16 protein-coding genes are annotated in these 15,910 nt (G+C 42.9%); 11 read left to right on the top strand and 5 right to left on the bottom strand.

Features of this window, described 5'->3' with window-relative positions; translation table 11 throughout:
• The first annotated feature begins 47 nt into the window (after window positions 1-47).
• The 3 genes from ASF99_RS06040 to ASF99_RS06030 all read left to right on the top strand — a co-directional run bounded on the left by ASF99_RS06040 (window position 48) and on the right by ASF99_RS06030 (window position 5,312).
• Entirely contained in the window at window positions 48-2,315 is a 2,268-nt protein-coding gene (locus tag ASF99_RS06040) for a putative bifunctional diguanylate cyclase/phosphodiesterase (RefSeq protein ID WP_156357190.1), read from the top strand.
• 211 nt (window positions 2,316-2,526) lie between these two features.
• Entirely contained in the window at window positions 2,527-4,413 is a 1,887-nt protein-coding gene (locus ASF99_RS06035) for a DUF4084 domain-containing protein (RefSeq protein ID WP_055967735.1), read from the top strand.
• Window positions 4,414-4,958: 545 nt separating this feature from the next.
• Complete coding sequence (locus ASF99_RS06030) at window positions 4,959-5,312, top strand: hypothetical protein (RefSeq protein ID WP_055967732.1); 354 nt, start codon at window positions 4,959-4,961, stop codon at window positions 5,310-5,312.
• 99 nt (window positions 5,313-5,411) lie between these two features.
• On the opposite strand, the gene ASF99_RS06025 is transcribed toward ASF99_RS06030, so the two are convergent.
• Window positions 5,412-6,128, bottom strand: coding sequence for a GntR family transcriptional regulator (locus ASF99_RS06025; protein ID WP_055967729.1), 717 nt, complete (start codon window positions 6,126-6,128; stop codon window positions 5,412-5,414).
• Window positions 6,129-6,301: 173 nt separating this feature from the next.
• Between ASF99_RS06025 and ASF99_RS06020 the strand changes: the two genes are divergently transcribed.
• The 5 genes from ASF99_RS06020 to ASF99_RS06000 are packed head-to-tail and all read left to right on the top strand — an operon-like array spanning window position 6,302 to window position 10,253.
• Window positions 6,302-7,624: a 6-phospho-beta-glucosidase gene (locus ASF99_RS06020; RefSeq protein ID WP_055967726.1), complete on the top strand. Its 1,323-nt coding sequence runs from the start codon at window positions 6,302-6,304 to the stop codon at window positions 7,622-7,624.
• On the top strand, window positions 7,621-8,940 hold the full coding sequence (gene celB / locus ASF99_RS06015) for a PTS cellobiose transporter subunit IIC (protein WP_055967723.1): 1,320 nt from the start codon (window positions 7,621-7,623) through the stop codon (window positions 8,938-8,940). Before ASF99_RS06020 ends, celB begins: the two co-directional genes overlap by 4 nt.
• Window positions 8,941-8,969: 29 nt before the next feature.
• Entirely contained in the window at window positions 8,970-9,269 is a 300-nt protein-coding gene (locus ASF99_RS06010) for a PTS lactose/cellobiose transporter subunit IIA (protein WP_029341536.1), read from the top strand.
• Complete coding sequence (locus ASF99_RS06005; protein WP_047390543.1) at window positions 9,266-9,568, top strand: PTS sugar transporter subunit IIB; 303 nt, start codon at window positions 9,266-9,268, stop codon at window positions 9,566-9,568. Before ASF99_RS06010 ends, ASF99_RS06005 begins: the two co-directional genes overlap by 4 nt.
• Window positions 9,561-10,253 carry a ChbG/HpnK family deacetylase gene (locus ASF99_RS06000; protein WP_055967722.1) on the top strand — a complete coding sequence of 231 codons (693 nt, stop codon included), beginning with the start codon at window positions 9,561-9,563 and terminating at the stop codon, window positions 10,251-10,253. Before ASF99_RS06005 ends, ASF99_RS06000 begins: the two co-directional genes overlap by 8 nt.
• Window positions 10,254-10,398: 145 nt before the next feature.
• Here the strand turns inward: ASF99_RS06000 and ASF99_RS05995 are convergent, their stop codons facing one another.
• On the bottom strand, window positions 10,399-11,274 hold the full coding sequence (locus ASF99_RS05995; RefSeq protein WP_055967719.1) for a MerR family transcriptional regulator: 876 nt from the start codon (window positions 11,272-11,274) through the stop codon (window positions 10,399-10,401).
• Between the two features lie 109 nt (window positions 11,275-11,383).
• On the opposite strand from ASF99_RS05995, the gene ASF99_RS05990 reads away from it, so the two are divergent.
• Window positions 11,384-12,442, top strand: a complete 1,059-nt coding sequence (locus tag ASF99_RS05990; protein ID WP_052017145.1) for a serine hydrolase domain-containing protein — start codon at window positions 11,384-11,386, stop codon at window positions 12,440-12,442.
• Between the two features lie 388 nt (window positions 12,443-12,830).
• Window positions 12,831-13,157 (top strand): hypothetical protein, encoded by a 327-nt coding sequence (locus ASF99_RS05985; RefSeq protein WP_055967716.1) that lies wholly within the window; start codon window positions 12,831-12,833, stop codon window positions 13,155-13,157.
• A 95-nt stretch (window positions 13,158-13,252) separates the two neighbouring features.
• On the opposite strand, the gene ASF99_RS05980 is transcribed toward ASF99_RS05985, so the two are convergent.
• The 3 genes from ASF99_RS05980 to ASF99_RS05970 form a co-directional block, all read right to left on the bottom strand.
• The gene (locus ASF99_RS05980; protein ID WP_055967713.1) at window positions 13,253-13,513 is read right to left on the bottom strand and encodes a hypothetical protein; all 261 of its coding nucleotides are present in this window, start codon (window positions 13,511-13,513) and stop codon (window positions 13,253-13,255) included.
• Between the two features lie 26 nt (window positions 13,514-13,539).
• On the bottom strand, window positions 13,540-14,292 hold the full coding sequence (locus ASF99_RS05975; RefSeq protein ID WP_235515875.1) for a collagenase: 753 nt from the start codon (window positions 14,290-14,292) through the stop codon (window positions 13,540-13,542).
• 93 nt (window positions 14,293-14,385) lie between these two features.
• On the bottom strand, window positions 14,386-15,303 hold the full coding sequence (locus ASF99_RS05970; RefSeq protein WP_055967710.1) for an NAD(P)-dependent alcohol dehydrogenase: 918 nt from the start codon (window positions 15,301-15,303) through the stop codon (window positions 14,386-14,388).
• Window positions 15,304-15,491: 188 nt separating this feature from the next.
• Here ASF99_RS05970 and ASF99_RS05965 point away from each other — a divergent pair, with 188 nt between their 5' ends.
• The gene (locus ASF99_RS05965; protein ID WP_055967707.1) at window positions 15,492-15,791 is read left to right on the top strand and encodes a hypothetical protein; all 300 of its coding nucleotides are present in this window, start codon (window positions 15,492-15,494) and stop codon (window positions 15,789-15,791) included.
• Window positions 15,792-15,910 lie beyond the last annotated feature (119 nt).

Raw genomic sequence — 15,910 nt, 5'->3', positions numbered from 1 at the left:
TCCGATACTTATTTGAAAGCTATTTAAACATAAGGGAGGAAAAATCTTTGCGTACAACTATAAGTTATCCCTTCCTTCTGTCCATCGGAATTGGTTTATTGTTTTGGTATGGGAACCATTTTTTTGAAGGATCTGAATGGATGCGATTGGTTCTATTGAACACGGTCCAGTTGTTCGTCGGTATTTTAAGTACGATTTGGATCATAAAAAGTTATCTTAAGAATAACTCCGCTAGACGTTTTTGGATGTTTTTAGGTCTTGGAGCTAGTTTTTCTACCCTTGGCACACTTGTTTGGATCATCTTACTTGTTACGAATAATGTCCTGGATACACCGGACTTATCATCCTTAACTTGGGTCTGCTCTTACTTTTTCTACTTTGCTGCCCTGTTAAATCAACTTTTGAATCAAACGAGAAAATTTTCAAACTCGGCATTCTTCTTTAATACAATGATTTATATGATAGCCGCGACTTCAATTAGTTATCATTACCTGCTTTATCCACTTTATCAGATTAATCAACAGTCTTTGTGGTATATCGCCCATACATTTCTTTTCCAAATTGCAGATTTAGGAATTCTTTTTTTTATCATCACGCTTTATTATTTAATTCTATTTAACAAACGCAATGCATATTTGACTTATCTCATCATCGGTTTATTTTTACAAGTCATCGGAGATATCACTTTTGCACAATTTACAATTAAAAATAGCTATATATCAGGTGGCAGTGTCGATTTGATTTGGACTATCGCATTATTATTTATCGGTTACACTGCTCGATATCATGAAAAAGAGCCAAGACAAGAAAGTATGATTGATCCATTTGCTCTTAATGTATCAACTAAAAAAGAATTTATCTTTCCTTATTCGAGCATCTTGATTCTCTCTATCCTAATGATGCAAAGTTATGCCTGGAATTTAAATGCCTTAAGTACAGGATGGATCATGATTTTTCTTCTTATCATTATTAGACAAGCTTTTACTGTCATGAAAAATAGTGAATTATTAGCTGAATTAAACCAAATTGCATATATCGATCCATTAACAAGCTTAGGTAATCGTGTATCTTTTTTACAAGACACCAAAAATACCCTTAAAGATGAACACACACCGCTTGCCTTCATATTGCTTCAAGTAGAACGGGTGCGAATGTACACAGATATTTTCGGGCATCATGTCGGTGAACAGATCATGAAAGAAGTATCTTTCCGTTTAAAACATGTACTGAAAGAGAATTCTAAAATGTATCGGTATAGTGAAGATGAGTTTATGATTGTGCTTCTGAAAACAGAAAGATCTAGTATCACTGTAATGAATGAAAAAATATTCATTCACCTTGCAGCTCCTATCCGTTTGAAGGAGCTAGAATTGAATATTGTAGCGCATGGTGGTGTCAGTGTATTTCCTGACCAAAGTTTGACTATCGAAGAAATACAGGCTCATACAGCTGAAGCTCTTTATCAAGCTAAACAGAATGGAAATTACGCATTTGTTTACTATGGAACTGAACTTCAATCCAACTTAGTACGAAAGCTTGAAATTGAATCCTATTTACGAAATGCGATACGTGAGCAACAATTAAGCGTCTACTATCAACCTAAAGTCAATCTTCGTTCTGGAAGAATCATTGGTATGGAAGCATTGCTCCGTTGGCATCATCCAAAGTTCGGATGGATTTCACCAGCTGAGTTCATTCCAATCGCTGAAGAAGCAGGTCTTATCAATGAAATCGGAGAGTGGGTCCTATTTACTGCGACTTACCAAAGTAAACAACTTCAGCATTTAGGATTCGAACCTTTGCTTCTATCGGTCAACGTTTCTGTTCTTCAATTCCAAAGTCCAAACTTCTGCCAGCGTGTCAGCGAGATTCTCGAGGAGACATCTCTTGACTCGCAGTGGCTCGAGCTTGAGATTACAGAGAGCATTGTTCAAAACATCAAAGAGAGCGTTTCGATTTTGCAATGTTTGAAGACCTCGCAGATTAAAACATCCATCGATGACTTCGGAACAGGGTATTCGTCCTTGAATGTGCTCGAGCAACTTCCGATAGATACATTGAAAATCGATAAGTCGTTCATTGATCGCCTGACTTCTAATCAGAATTCTCCTATGGTCAAGACGATCATTGAGCTTGGTTTGAATCTGAATTTAAACGTCGTTGCGGAAGGTATAGAAACGATTGAGCAAAAAAAGATTCTCACTTCCTACGGTTGTACGATTGGTCAAGGCTATCTATTTTCACGTCCAATCGATTTTGACGCATTCGTTACATTACTTCAAACACAAGATGTATTGAAGACCACATCTCTCTAAAAATTTTAAAGTGCATGATGTAGATGACGTTTGATCGTTTATGTCATGCACTTTATGATTGCGATTTATTTTTATACCTTTCTCTTAAGGAATACTTTTAAGATGCTCTGTCTGATTAATCAGTATAGACCTGTTTTATAAACAAATTCTGTTCAAAAAATAAGCTCATTGTATACTAAGTGAATATGATAAGAAGGAGTAAAAGAATAGCATGTTTAAACAACCTAAAAGCTTTATCCTAATCATTCTACTCTATGCTTTAGGCTATTATGGATGGATTTTTACTTTTTCTGATTCTCCCTCTCTTGAAGCACTAGGAGGAAATATCTTTTCGATTTCAGGATTGTTGATTGCCCTTCTCTATTTAAAGATTGCTATCAAATGGGCTGATTCAAACGATCGTAAGTTTTGGTTACTTATCGCTTTCGGCACCTTTTGGTATTTAATCGCCGAATTGATTTGGTTTTTCACAGAAAGTATTTTCCACAAAAATGTGGCGTTTCCAGGATGGCCAGACGTGTTTTACATTCTTCAAGTGCTATTCCTACTTTACGCTCTGACATACAAAATTTTAAAGGATGCAGCAATACAGCAACGCATTTCATTTTTATTCGATGTCTTGATCATTTTAGTCGTTGCGAGTACGTTTTCTTGGCACTTTTTGATCGAACCTATTCTGGATACGAGCATGGCAACCATCAATGCTCTCATTGTCTCTCTCATCTATCCTTTGGGAGACTTGGGTATGTTAGTCGCCGCTTCCTTTTTATTTTTTAATCTTACGCGTAAGGATAAAAGTTTATCCATGTATCTCATTATTGCAGCCGTCACGATACAAGCAATCGCTGACTCTGTTTACTTGTATTTGATTGCCCAAGACACGTACATCTCAGGTAGTTTAATTGACCCCTTGTTCATCATAGCAATGATTCTTTTAGCTTATGCGGGTCTTCAACATCAGCCAAATACTATAAGTACAACGTCAGCGACTCAACCCGAAAAGTTAAATATTTTTCAAATGCTAACGCCTTATGGAGGAGTCTTGATTCTGTTCGTCTTCATGGGTTTTCACTCCCGTAGTTTCGATATCGTGACAGTTGGTTCAGGACTTTCCATTTTACTCGTCATCACCCGACAAGTCTTAATTATTATCGAGAATCATAAATTAGTCCGTCGCTACTACGATCAAGCACAAACGCTTGAATTAAGCGAAGAACGATATAAATCCTTGTTTGAATACCATCCAGATCCAGTGTATTCAACTGATCTTAAAGGTCAATTCGATAGTGCGAATACTGCCTGTAGCAATCTTTTAGGTGTCTCTAAAATCGAATTGATGGGTCAAAATAGCCTTCGATACGTCAAAGATACACACCGGATGACAGTCTCAAAAGAATTGAAAGAAGTATTTAAAGGTATGCCACGAAGCTATGAAACCGTGGTTGAAAATGCACTTGGTTCCAGTACGTATATGAACATCACCAATGTTCCAATCATCGTCCAAAACGAAATTGTAGGAATCTTTGGTATCGGTAAGGATGTGACTGAAATGAAACGAAATGAACAACGTATTCAATACCTTGCCTATCATGATGCACTGACCGGACTGTTTAATCGTCTTGCATTCGAGGAACGACTTTCAACGCTTATCACATCTGATTCACCTCATCCTACATCAAATGTGTCGTTATTTTTCATGGATTTAAATCAATTCAAAACGGTCAACGATACACTTGGACACGATGTCGGTGATCAATTATTGAAATCTGTTGCGAAAAGACTACAATCATTTGAAACGGATTTTGACATGATGGCGCGACAAGGCGGCGATGAATTTACATTACTTTTAAAGGAAGTTAGATCATACGAACAACTTCATCGTATGGCAAATCAGTTGTTGAGCACGTTACAAGCACCTTATGAGATTGCCAATCATACGATTTCTTGCCCGCCAAGCATCGGTATCTCCTGCTATCCGACGGATGCCTTGAGTATGCTCGAGATGCTCCAACATGCGGATATCGCCATGTATCGTGCGAAAGACATTCCATCAGGAAGCTACGTTCTTTATGACGAACTTCAACATATGCCGAGTTAAAAAATTATTAGTCTTGGATATAGACTCTTTAGAATATGAAACCAGCACCTGATTATTTATCAGATGCTGGTTTTTATTAATTGATATTATATTTAATAAAAATAGTGGTTCTCTAATTCATCTTAAAATGTAAGAAGAATACAGTTATGAATGTAAACATTCGTCAATTGTCTCATCAGGAAAATCCTCCGATGAATTTTTTGCTAGTGGCAGAACCCTCATATAAGATAGTCAAACGTCTAGATTTCGAATAATCGGTGTCGATACGAACTACTTCTTGAGGCACTACAAAAAGGAAATCATTGAAAACGGAATCCGGTGCACGGATATGATCCGATTATCTCAAAACCTATGAAAATTCAGCATCCTTTTTTGAAAAGCATGATCTTATCGTTTGTACCAGAATCCAGCTATAAAACTCCATTCAAACTCTTTGAACAATCATGATTGATGCCTTGATAAACGATTCACCTCAAATAATATTGCAAAAAATGTATTCATACCCCATAATATGAACATACGTTCTTATTATGGGGAGGTTCATCATGCAGCACCTTCAAAAAGAAATGACTCATCCGGTATCGTTACCCACTATGAATCCGCTTATTTGTCTCTCCATCGATTCATCCATTATTCTTCACAATGATACTTCCGTTACTATGACTTATAAAATGGACGTCATGTTATTCATCGCTTTACGGGAAAGATTATCCTTAAAACTGCTTCCTCCCCATCATTCCGGTGGCATTACAGAACTTGTCTACATAGAAGAAGTCGACTTCGAGAGTCGACAGTTGACGCTATTTCATGTGAACGATTCGTCATTGTCCTATCATCGCTACGTCGAAAACGATTACTTACTCTCCGAACAGCCTCAACTATTACTTAGCATAATGTGAGTTGAAACAAAATGATGACGTCAAAAAAGGTTGAATCCATTTCGATGTGTGAATGGATTCAACCTTTCTTCGCGCTTCTCTGCAACAACGCTATTTCATTTAACGATACGAACGTTCAATCACGAAGTTTGTCTTATCCCCACGGAAGTAGGATCGTGAATACTCAATGATCTGACCTTCCTGATCCTCTGTCACCGTCTCGATATAAAAACACGGCGCATTGACCGGACATTTCAGATGACTACTGATGGCTTCATCCGCTAAGATGATTTCTAGTGACTCCGTCGTTTTCGCCACTTGGATATCGAAGACCTTCGATAGCGTATCAAACAACGAATGTTCTGCTTGTTCCTTCGTAATTCCTGGAGCAATCGACCACGGGATGAATGAGATCTCATATTGTGTCGGTTCACCGTCGGCATGACGAATCCGTTCAATCTTCTGGATGGGCGCTTGCTCTTCTACAGGAAAGACTTCCGTTAGGACGTCGGTCGCAGAGACGACAGACAATTGAATCAACGACACCTCGCCCCGCTTTCCTTGCACCGCTAACTGAGCGGCATAATTGTTTGGTGTATGCGACAAGGTCTGCCGAACTTTTTTACCGGCGACGAACGTCCCACGCCCTTGCTGTCGAATCAGATACCCTTCAAGCGTCAACTGGTTCAACGCACCTCGAACGGTCGTCCGACTGACATCGAACTCTTCACAAAGTACATACTCCGTCGGGAACTTCTTCCCTTCTTCGTAATAGCCTCTCTTGATTCGCGACAGTAACTCTTCCTTGATTGCCGTCTGTAACGTCGATTGCGACATACCCCCACCTCTTCCTCTAATCCTTTGTGCCTTTATTGTGATACAGACATCATACAAATGCAAATACAAATCATAATTTGTTTTATTTGTATTTTTATATTGCTCTAAGTTGTATTATTTGTTACATTTGTTACAACAAAAAGAAATCGCTTTCATGAGGAGGAATTCACAACATGCCACTCAAGGTCGTCATCATCGGTGGAGGCTCCAGCTATACACCGGAAATCATCGAAGGATTCATTCTGCGTCACCACTCCTTTCCGGTCGATGAGGTCGTGCTTGTCGATATCGAAGACGGAAAAGAAAAGCTCGAAACCGTTGGTCAACTCGCTCAACGCATGATTGACAAGTCTAACGTGAAGATTACGCTTCGTTGGACGCTCGATCGAAAAGAAGCGCTCCGAGGAGCCGACTTCGTCTCGACGCAAATCCGAGTCGGTGGTCTTGCGGCACGTGCGCTTGATGAGCGCATCCCACTGAAGCACGGCTTCATCGGACAAGAAACGAATGGGGCTGGCGGTATGTTCAAGGCGTTTCGGACGATTCCTGTCTTACTCGAGCTAGCTGACGAGATGGCGGAACTTTGCCCCAACGCCTGGTTAATCAATTTCACCAATCCTGCAGGAATCGTGACCGAAGCACTATTGAAACATTCCAAGCATCAGAAGGTGATCGGTGTCTGTAACATCCCGTTCAACATGCGGAACTCCGTTGCTGAAATCCTGCACGCCCCCGTCGAGCACGTCTCGATCGAATTCATCGGATTGAATCACTTCATCTTCGGTCGACAAGTCTTGGTGAATGGTGTGGACCGGACGGCAGACGTTCTTGCTGCATTGCGTCAAGGGAATGACTACTCACCAGCGAATATCGTCGGACTCGGCTGGTCGGAGTCGTTCCTGAATTCAATTAAAATGTTGCCGAACCCGTACCATCAGTATTATTTCCAAACGCGTGACGTGCTCGCAAAAGATCTACAGGCTTACGAAGAGAATGGGACACGAGCCGAAGTCGTCCAAGAAGTCGAGCGCCGACTGTTCGAGCAATACCAAGACGTATCGCTCGATGTAAAACCGAAGGAGCTTGAGCAACGCGGTGGAGCCTACTACTCGGATGCAGCGTGTAACTTAATGGACTCGCTCTATAACGACCGTGGTGATATCCAAACCGTCAATACGCTGAATCAAGGAACGATCCGTGACTTACCGGAAGATGCGGTCATCGAGGTCAACGCCGTCATCACAAAAGCCGGACCGCGACCTCTGTCGATCGGTAGCTTACCACTCCACGTGCGTGGACTGATCATGAACTTAAAGACATTCGAGCAACTGACGATTCAAGCCGCCATCTCCGGGAAGTACGAGGATGCTTACCTCGCTGCCCTGATGAACCCATTGATCCAAGACGAAAAACGAATCGACGCTTTACTTGAAGAGCTGTTTCGCGCGCATCACCTGTACTTACCCCAATTCCAACTTAAGGAGGTTCTCTCATGAACAAGTTCATTGAAATCGCCGGACGGATCGGTTCCCAGCGCCATCTCGTCGCCATCCGTGACGGGTTCGTCTCCGTCATGCCGCTCATCATCGTCGGTTCGCTCGCGATCCTGATCAATAACTTCCCTGCCATCCAGCTCGGCAGCTGGTCGCTCGACTTCGTCGGCTCGATGAACAACGCTTTTGGTGAAGGCAGTTGGCAACGGCTCGGTGGAAACATTTGGAATGCCTCCTTCGCGATCCTCGGCTTACTAGTCGCTTTCTCGATTGCCTATAACTTGGCACGGTCCTACGATATCGACGGTCTTGCCGCTGGTATCCTGTCGATCGCATCTTACGTCATGCTTGTTCCAGTCACGAAAGACTGGGGACTTAGCTTTGCTTGGCTCGGCGCACAAGGCTTATTCGTCGCCATCATCGTCTCGCTCCTCGTGACGGAAGCGTTCCGCCTTCTCATCCATACGAAGCTGACGATCCGGATGCCGGACGGTGTGCCCGGTGGTGTCACCCGATCGTTCCAAGCATTGATTCCTTCGATGATCATCTTGACGGTCGTTGCTGCGATCCAGTTGTTCATTCAAATAAAACTCGAGCTCAGCATCTTCGAAGTCATCTTCAAGGCAATCCAGCAACCGCTTCAAGGTTTCGGAGATTCGCTCGCTGCCGGTCTGATCATCGCTCTGTTGAACCATGTCCTCTGGTTCTTCGGATTACACGGCACGAACATCATCGGTTCGGTCATCGAGCCGATCTACCTGCCGCTGATTGAACAGAACTTAGCTGCATTTCAAGCTGGTGCCTCCGCCTATGACGTCCCGTACACGGTAACGAAACCGTTTCTCGATGCGTTCGTCTTCATGGGTGGCTCTGGTACGACGTTGTCACTACTACTTGCCATCTTCATCGTCGTCCGGAAACAACGCAATCATCCCTATCATCAAGTCGCTAAGCTATCAGCACCAGCTGGTCTGTTCAACATCAACGAACCGGTCATCTTCGGCATGCCGATCGTGCTCAACCCGGTCATGCTGATTCCTTTCATCCTCGCACCGGTCGTCTTGACGGTCGTCTCATATGTCGCACTATCAACTGGAATGGTTCCAAAGACGGTCGCCATCGTACCATGGACGACACCACCAATCATCAGTGGGTACCTTGTCACCGGTGGCAGCATCCGCGGTGTCCTGCTTCAGGTGTTCAACTTGACGCTCGCGACGCTCATTTACATCCCGTTCGTCGTAGCAGGAGCACGCGCCATGACTGCCGAAATCAATCGAAACAAAGACAGCATCCACGAAGGAGAGAAAATCAGTTGAAGACAGAATCAATCCAACAACTATCGTTCATGATCATCTTACATGCCGGAAATGCACGCTCGAGTGCTTTTGAGGCGATTGCTGCTGCCAAACGCAGTGACGAAGCACTTGTCCAAGCGAAACTCGAAGAAGCAGAGACTTCGTTTCTTGAGGCACACAAACTTCAAACGGAACTGTTGCAAGAAGAAGCACGAGGAACGAGCAACGAGATGAGTGTCCTACTTGTCCACGCTCAAGATCATCTGATGACGGCGATGACGGTCAAGGAACTGGCGACCGAGATGATCGACATGATCACTAAAATCAATCGACTGGAGGAAACGAAATGAATATCTTACTCGTCTGCTCAGCAGGCATGTCCACTTCAATCTTAGTAGAAAAAATGCGGACGGAAGCCGTAGCACGAGGGCTTGACGCAACGATCGAAGCAGTACCCGAATCGCGACTAAAGGAACATACGACGATGGACGTCATCTTGATCGGTCCGCAAGTCCGCTACCTCGAGAATAAAATCCGTACAGCAGTTAACGTGCCGGTTGCTGTGATTGACAACATGGCATACGGGTTGATGAAGGGCGATCAAGTGCTTGATCAAGCACTCTCGCTGACTGGTACGGCACATGCCTAAGACGCGTGTAATCGTCAATGCTGATGATTTCGGTTTGACGACGGGTATTAACACAGGCATCATCGAGAGTCATCTTTACGGTCCCGTCAATTCGACGACGCTGATGATGAACGGACATGAGGTCGAAGAAGCTGTTCGACTTTCTCAGCAACACCCGGACCTGCATGTCGGCGTACATCTCGTGCTCTCTTGGGGAAAACCGCTCGCTTCGACAAGTCAGTCGTTAACGAAGGAGGACGGAACGTTCCGCTTCACGAGTCGCTTTTTGAAAGAAGAGCCACCGGATCCTAAAGACGTCTACCTAGAATGGAAAGCCCAGATTGAAGCTTTTCTTGCTACCGGGCTGTCGTTGCATCACTTAGACAGTCACCATCATATCCACGGCTGGTCCGCGATCGATTCCATCATCGTCGATCTCGCTAACGAATATCAAACGACGTTCCGTGCTGCGGGGAACGAGAAGCACCGGGATCTCTGGCTGACGAATCGCTTCGATGAGCGGTTTTATGGAGAGGGCGTTTCGTTTGCGACACTTGATTCAATCACACCCGGTTCATCCGTTGAGGTCATGGTGCACCCTGCCAACATGGATGCGTTACTTCCAAGCGTCACATCTTATGTGAATCAGCGACTCGTCGAGAAAGATCTTTTAACGAGATATACTCCACCGGATTGGTGGACATGAAAATAACATCCCTACTGCCTTGACGAACCGAGGAGTAGGGATGTTGTCATTTTCTTTATGAAACGTTGTAATAAGAAATTGCGATTTTTTTAGAATTAATTTTACATATATAAAATTAAAGTACAAAATGATTGTTGTTTTCACACTACGCATTATTTGGTGTAATGCGAAATTGAGTCTCAGAAAGTATATCTTCCGTATAATCAATCGCAGTTAACTGAGTGAGGTCTGTTAAGACGATATCAATTAATGGTCCCTCGACTTTATAGTTGTTTTCTTGAAGCCATTCTTGTAGAAATGAATATAATTTACGAAAACGTTCCTTCCCTGCCATACCTCTACTCACAATACAAGCATAACTACCACTAGGCAAAGTCGCATTCTGAAACGGGGATGTCATGGAAGGAAGAAGCACGCCTACCTCTAAATCGATTTCTGGAAGATGTCTTTCGAAGTGAGAAAATTCTTCATTTAGTTGGATATGATGATGCTGTAACACGAGCGATGTAACGGGTACATCCTCAAACGAATTTTCTTTGAGTAACTGTAGAAACGCGTCTTGATAGATATCAATTCCGCCTCTGTCGAAAATCTTTCGCTTCGATAGAATAGGTCGTTCATCAAAATGTTTCACTACTATTTCCCAACTATCCTTTTTCGTGATTGTTGATGAAATTAATTCCTTTTCTATAGATTCGATTCGGCGATGCACTTCCTTCTCAGTCTGAAGAAGTGCCAACCGCTTTAACTTAATTTCTTGTTTCTTCTTATCTAACAATCCAAGTTGAAGATTCACATCTCTTTCGTTTAAAAAAAGTTGAACTTCTTCAAGAGAAAAATTCATCCTGCGCAGATGCTGGACGATTTTCATATGTGTGATGTCGTGTTGTGTGTAATATCGATACTTACTATGTGGATCGATTTGACGCGAACGGATCAGACCAATCTGATCATAATATCGTAGTGTCGATGCAGGTATCCCACTTTGTTTTGCAGCCTCTCCAATTTTAAATAAACTCAAGTTATCTCTCCTTTTAAACTATATTTTATAGAAAGCTTGACCTTAAAGTTACTTGAAGGTTGATAATCAATCAGTGTCATCACAACATTGATTGAAGGAGAACTGAACTATGAAGTCAAGAAGGAAACGTACTCTTTTATTTTTATCTCTAATAGTAATTGGTAGTCTTTTCGTCTATCTTACCCGCCCGTTCGTACAAAACGAAACAGATAATGAAAATATTTCACTTCAAAGTAAAACAGATACTGAACAGTTGAAGATAAGTCTTCAACAGCAGATGAAACGCAATGAGTCGGACGCATTATATGCAATTCAGGATACCCAACAAGTGGCATCCATCGGCTCTTCGAACGAATTGTATAATGTTGCTTCTATTCGTAAAAGCATCATCAGTGCACTATTTGGGATTGCAGAGGAAAAAAGGTTAGTAGACTTGGATATGACATTGGGACAACTCTCTGTCGATGATTCCAAGCAACCCTTAACGAAACAAGAGAAGTCCGCAACAATTCGGGACTTATTACAAGCACGATCAGGTATCTACTTAAACGCATTGGGTGAATCACAACGAATGAAAGATTTACGTCCAAAACGTGAAAGTCATACTCCAGGAAGTTTTTATTACTATAACAATTGGGATTTTAACATGTTGGGTCTTATTCTTGAGAAAGAGACAAAAATGAAAATCGGAGATGCTTTTGAACAATGGATCGCCAAGCCTGTTGGCATGAAAACATTCAGCCCTTCTCATGTCACTTATGAAAAGAATGAAGAAACATCCATTCCGATGTATCGATTTTATATGTCTGCCGAAAACCTTGCCCGATTTGGTGCGCTTTATGCCCAAGATGGTAAGTGGAAAGGACGATCCGTTATTCCAATCAAGTGGGTTGAGGAGAGTACAATGGCTTACTCTAAGATTTCGGACGTCGATCGTTTTTCAGGATATGGATATCTTTGGTGGTTAGAATCAAATGCTAAAAATCCTCTGTTATGGGGAGTGGGATCAGGCGGACAGTTTTTAATCGTTGATCGGAAGAATAATTTATCTATCGCTTTATTGAATGACACTGGAACTTCGCCATTATCAACTCTCACTTATCGTTGGTTCGGACAGGAATCGACATATGCTGAGGCAAGGGCGATTCATCGACTATTAATAAAGTAGAATGTAGGAAACATGAAAAATCCCTGCTCTCTTGACAAAACGAGGAGTGGGGATGTTGTCATCTATTCCTAAAATTTTATGATGAAAATCCAGGGTTCTAATTGGAATTAATTTTACAGACATCTTACTTAATGGCATAATAATGGTAACCCTTTCATAAGGAGGAGATACTTTTGAAAAAACAGCTTGCTTTTGCCGGTTCTTTTGCGCTCTCAGCTATCACAATCGTCATCATTCTTAAATTAGTTGGAGTCGATATCTAAAGCAATCACTCAAATGATGTAGATTTTCAAATCAATGATTCAATCCCTGTTATGATGTATCGTCTTCCGATCATCTGTAACAGCTTTTCTAGGTTCAATGCTATGGAACGATCGGAAGTGATGAATTGAAAAAAGTCGGAATGAACGTTTTGGTTGCCTCACTCCTATTAGGTGGACTGCTGTTTTACTTAGACGTCCGATACGATGAACGATTCGAGCAGCACGTCAGCACAAAAGTTGAGACCTATGTCGAGAAAAAATACGGTCCAGCTCATGTCGTCTCACTCCACTCTGCTTATGACGACAAACACCGCGATAAGGAAAAACGCTATAAGATTGCCGTAAAAGTCCGTGGTCAAGGGCTCCAAAAAGAGGAATATTTCTTGTATCGTCTTCAAGACGACCGAGTCGTTGAGGTGGGCACAACGACTAGTTTGCCGAAGCGAAACTAGAGTTCGCAATGGTAACTTGGTTCACACTACATATTAGTAAAGGTCAGTTGATTCCTTTTTACATGGAATCAGCTGACTTTTTTATTTAATCTGTTTTATGACTCCGAAATACCGTAAGCCAGTAACAGTAAATATGACATCATGCAGAACGTAATGAGATGGATGCCGACGAATCTCCACTTGAGTATTCGGTGCTTCGTTTTGTACCCTGTGTATACGCCGACTAACGGAATGATAAACAGAAGCAGGATATAGACAGTTCCAAACCCTTTCAGACTGACTCCGCTCTTCATCAGGAAAAATAAGAAACAAAAACAGATGAATTCAGCTAACGAAAGAATACTGTAACGATTCATAAGCCCTCCTCCATTACAAATACAGCTTAGCGTCTTACCGTCTGAAGATTAAAGTATGTCGAGAGCGGCACAATCCGCCCCTGTTCATGCCAGTTCCGATATGCTTCAAAAACGCGTAAGACGTCCCCGGCATACCGCTCTTCGATGAGATGGTGGATTGCGAGAAAGCTCCGCCAATAATCAAACATGATACTCGACAGACTACCAGTATAGGAGGCACTCCCAAATTGATCAATCGAGCGCGCTCCATACTCCTCCTGAAAGAGCTCGACCAGCTCTGTCTCAATTGTCGTAATTCGCTTGAATGCTTCGTCCGACAACAGGTGCTTCCGGGGGAGGTACTCACACATTCCCTCTTCGAACCAGATTCCGTCTTCTCTCTCATCGTCGAATTCATCAACGAACAAATCCAAATGATGGGTCAGTTCATGACCAGCTATCGTCAAGACGTGATCTTCCGCAAGCGTTTCGTAGAATGCTCGAATATGTGGTACGTCCTTTCCGTCGAGTTGAGACAAAAATAACGTCCGCCATTCTGCAACGTCTGGTGATATGTAAATCAAGTCCTTGTTCGTAAATGCCGGAATCGGAATGTCCGAGAAGACGGTCGTCGCGAGTTCCGCTGACGTCCAAACGATTCCTTTCGGCACGTCGATCAGTTGATACTTCTCTTGTAAGATTGTTTGATACTCGTCTAACCGTGCTTGAAAGCGATGCGTGACCGCTTCGTATTTCTCATAGTCCGTTTTTGTCTCAAACGCATGAATCTGTTTCATCATCGCTATATCCCCCTATTCTTAAAATAGCCTATTTTATTTTAACATATATTGGATAACCATAAAAAAACCACCTGAATCAGGTGGTTCGATGAATCATTCGTTTGCTACTAACACGACGACGTTACCGAACTTTTGCCCGGTATCGACATAACGATGCGCTTCGACGATCTCATCAAGTGAATAGATATGGTCGATGACGGCTTTGAATCGTCCCGCTTCAAACAGTTCATTTAAATAGTGTAGATCTTCTTTCCGTTCTCTCGCCACACCTTGTCCCGCGACGGATGCAAAGGCGCCATTTTGTTTGACGTGCCGTTTCGCTTGCGTCTTATTGATTTTTCCGGACGCATCGAAGACGGCATCATACTTCAGCAACAATCCATCGTAACCGTCCCTTGTATAATCGATGACGTGATCGGCACCGAGCGCTTTGACCCGCTCCGCGTTTCGTCCACTACAGACAGCCGTCACCTGAAGCCCTTTTGCTTTTGCGATTTGAACGGCCGCTGTTCCGACAGCACCCGACGCACCGTAAATCAAGATCGTCTTCATCTGATCGATTTGGAGTTTCCGGAAGAAATGGAGCGACGTCGTACCACCGAACGGGAGACAGACCGCTTCCGTGTACGATGCGTGTTGCGGCATTTTTGCAATGCAACGCTTCTCAGACACGCACGCATATTCGGAGTATCCACCGAAGCCAAATCCGGTCAAAGCATGAATGCGGTCTCCGACTTGAAACTGCTTGACGTCTTGACCGACTTCGACGACTTCACCGGCAAGAACAACGCCAAGAATCGGTTGTCGCGGTCGCTTGAAACCGACAGCCAGACGCATCGGAAGTTTCCCTAACAGCGGGACATCGAGCGAACGCATGCGACGATCTCCGGAATGGACTGCAGATGCATGTACTTTAATCAATAGATCGTTTGATTTTGGAACCGGACGAGGTACCTCTGTGATGTGCAAGACGTCCGGGGATCCGTAGCGGGTACAGATGGCTGCCTTCATCGTATTTCCTCCTCTGATCGAGATGATGGTATTCCCTTAATCATACGCCGATTTCAATCTGAATTCCTTTTATTTTGGAGTAAGAAAGTTTTTTTAATTCGCATCAATCAGCATCACAACTGGTAAAATTTATATAATAATAAGATTTCATCTAACCCTATTAACTGACGAAAGCAGGTGCTTGGTTCATGCCGACACGTCGGTGGCTTTTTGCTTTTATTCTATTCCTTAGTATGCCGCTTAGTGCCTGTACACACGAGAACGATGCACGTATCGTCGAGAAAATTACAGGGGATACGTTATTCGTCGCTCCAAGTGAACAACATCCAGACGAGCAGTATGCATTAACAGAAATTCGCGTCACAACGGACACGATCGTGTATGGAAAAACGGATAACACGGCTGCCATTCAAACGGGTGATACGATTCAAGTGACGTTTGCAAAGGACTCGATTGTCGCGACGGAGATCCGTCGAACGAAAAACTAAGAAGAGGGGTTCTCCATGATAGTCCAAGTACTTCGCCATCTACGCAATATTTTCATGATTACCACTGCGATTTTTGGTTCATCCTATTTTTTCAAAAGAACATCGGCAATGATCTCATT

The organism is Exiguobacterium sp. Leaf187, assembly GCF_001423925.1.
Taxonomy (GTDB): Bacteria; Bacillota; Bacilli; order Exiguobacteriales; family Exiguobacteriaceae; genus Exiguobacterium_A; species Exiguobacterium_A indicum.
The sequence above is the reverse complement of the archived record's forward strand: the minus strand, read 5'-3'. Positions and strand labels throughout refer to the sequence as shown.